2 protein-coding genes are annotated in these 1,312 nt (G+C 46.6%); both read right to left on the reverse strand.

Annotated elements, in window-relative coordinates; genetic code table 11:
- Window positions 1–120 precede the first annotated feature (120 nt).
- Window positions 121–750, reverse strand: a complete 630-nt coding sequence (locus tag H6B51_RS17070; protein ID WP_130869043.1) for a DUF4194 domain-containing protein — start codon at window positions 748–750, stop codon at window positions 121–123.
- Window positions 747–1,250, reverse strand: a complete 504-nt coding sequence (locus H6B51_RS17075; RefSeq protein ID WP_243421381.1) for a Wadjet anti-phage system protein JetA family protein — start codon at window positions 1,248–1,250, stop codon at window positions 747–749. Before H6B51_RS17075 ends, H6B51_RS17070 begins: the two co-directional genes overlap by 4 nt.
- Window positions 1,251–1,312 lie beyond the last annotated feature (62 nt).

The following is a 1,312-nucleotide window of genomic DNA, read 5'->3' on the forward strand; positions in this document are numbered from 1 at the left end:
GTGGCTTTACACGTTCCCATTGTTCTTTTGTTAATTCATATCGTTTCATGCTCTTAATTTTATACTATTGCTTCTATTGTGCAACTTTTATTTTTCAAACAAGGCCTAAAATAGAGCCAGTTAATCAGCAGAATCTTCTTCAGCTTCTTCACTTTCCTCCTCCTTTCTTAATACCGATACAATGGCATTCAGTTTTTCACTAGAAACCGCAGATAAAACCGTGGGCAATATGGCGAATTTACAACTGCCCTGGTTGTATTTTCCCTCGATTCGCTGAATCACCGAGTGGTTATCCAGCACCGTAAGTGCCCGCTTTACCTCATCCATGTTGGGCTTTGCCGGTAAGATGGCATAGTCTGTCACTACTTTTTCTAAAAGGTCCCGAACAGAACAGACGGCATCCTGCTCTAATCCAAGTCGCTCCAGATTTTCCTCATAGAGCATACGAATCGCCAGCAGCATAGCAGTTTCTTTCTTATTCAGATTGCAACGATTGGCCTCGTCCGTGTTCAGAACATAATAATACCCGTTCAAATCGTCCTTGCGTAGATCCCAATCCAAAAAGGCCAGATACTCCTGTATCGCCTCAAAGTGGGCAGAAAGAAACACATAGTCCGGATTATTGACCCGTCCCACCCCTGGTTGATACACGGTTCTTACTACATAAGTGCGGCTGAGGAGTTGATTGCAAATGGACTTAAAGCGGTCAAGATCTTTTTGGGTCGCTGTACTGAGCCACTCAAAACTCATTTCTTCCCCTCCTTGCGCGTAATTTGAAGCTGTGGAATGGTGTATGCGTTTTCGGTAAATGTCCCTTCTAGCTCTCGGACCACAAAGTCCGCCTCGGGATCTCGGCCAGTGAGCACAGCCAGCATACTCATAATATAGGCCCGATCATCCGACAGCCCCATGTCTTTAGAATAGCAGATGCCGCGATCATCCAGCCATTTTTCCACGTATGCCGCAATGGCAGACCGGCCATACTCTGATCGAAGCAATTCCAACGCCTGTGCCTCTGCCGCTGCATCCAGCTCCGTTTCCTCGATCAGCACCGGAGCCGTCTTCGTTCGTTTTCCGGGGCGCTTGCGATACCAAAGGCTCTTATCAGAAAGGAAAGATTGTTCATAGATCTGAAATGCGGGCTGAATCCGGTCCACCAGCTCGGAATCTCGATGTTTTCCTCCCAGTGCATTCAGAAGATAGTTTAGGGCAACACCGCACAGAAAAGTAAGCGTGATACAGCCCGACATGATATAATAAAAACATGGATAAACAGATGACAATGTCTGCGCTTAGTGATGAGCTGGCGCAG

It is taken from the genome of Pseudoflavonifractor phocaeensis, from assembly GCF_016901955.1.
GTDB lineage: Bacteria > Bacillota > Clostridia > Oscillospirales > Oscillospiraceae > Flavonifractor > Flavonifractor phocaeensis_A.